This window comes from Bacillus sp. NMCN1, from assembly GCF_002998085.1.
Taxonomy (GTDB): Bacteria; Bacillota; Bacilli; order Bacillales; family Bacillaceae; genus Bacillus.
On the sequence record NZ_PVQL01000011.1, the window covers coordinates 1 to 792 of the forward strand.

The window sequence follows — 792 nt, forward strand, 5'->3', positions numbered from 1 at the left end:
AGTTGAGCTACACCGGCTTTATCTATCCTAACATTATGTAAGAATAAATATGGTGGAGGATGACGGGCTCGAACCGCCGACCCTCTGCTTGTAAGGCAGATGCTCTCCCAGCTGAGCTAATCCTCCACTATGTAGGAATCTCTCGATCCGACAAAGATTATTATATACAGGTTTTCATCATTTGTAAAGGCTATATTAAAAAAATTTTATTTCAATTTTCATTACGTATTTCTTTTAACAAATGATCGTCATTTTCTCATTCAAACTGCTGTCATTCAACGTTTATCAGCTGAATTTCTCCTTTCTATAATCTCTTTAAAAACGGTCAATTCCTTCAGAAATATCAGCAGACTATCATTTTTATGCTTTCATGGTATAGGTATTCCTTGGGATCAAACTTTAGGTACAGTTTTTGTTGATATTAGAATAGATTTATCTATAAAGATTGATACAGTCCCGTTCTATAATCTAATACTCTATCTCTCTACTAGTTTTTTTCATAAACAAGGATTTATTATATGACGAACGTTCTATCTTTTTGTTTTAAAATGCCTCATAGGCTTATAAATGAGTTAGTGTGCCGCACGTTCACCAAACAAGTGCAATCAAAAATGTCCTCTCAAGCAGCACAAAAAAGACCAGTTCCGAATGGAACTGATCCTTAGAAAAGCTTGGCGGCGTCCTACTCTCACAGGGGGAGACCCCCAACTACCATCGGCGCTGAAGAGCTTAACTTCCGTGTTCGGTATGGGAACGGGTGTGACCTCTTCGCTATCGCCACCAAACCTGATG

The 792-nt window shown here is 38.3% G+C and carries 1 tRNA gene and 1 rRNA gene; both read right to left on the reverse strand.

The window, feature by feature from the left end:
- Window positions 1-50: 50 nt before the first annotated feature.
- A tRNA-Val gene (locus C6W21_RS18900) sits at window positions 51-126 on the reverse strand.
- Window positions 127-669: 543 nt separating this feature from the next.
- A 5S ribosomal RNA gene (rrf, locus tag C6W21_RS18905) occupies window positions 670-785 on the reverse strand.
- Between the last annotated feature and the right edge of the window lie 7 nt (window positions 786-792).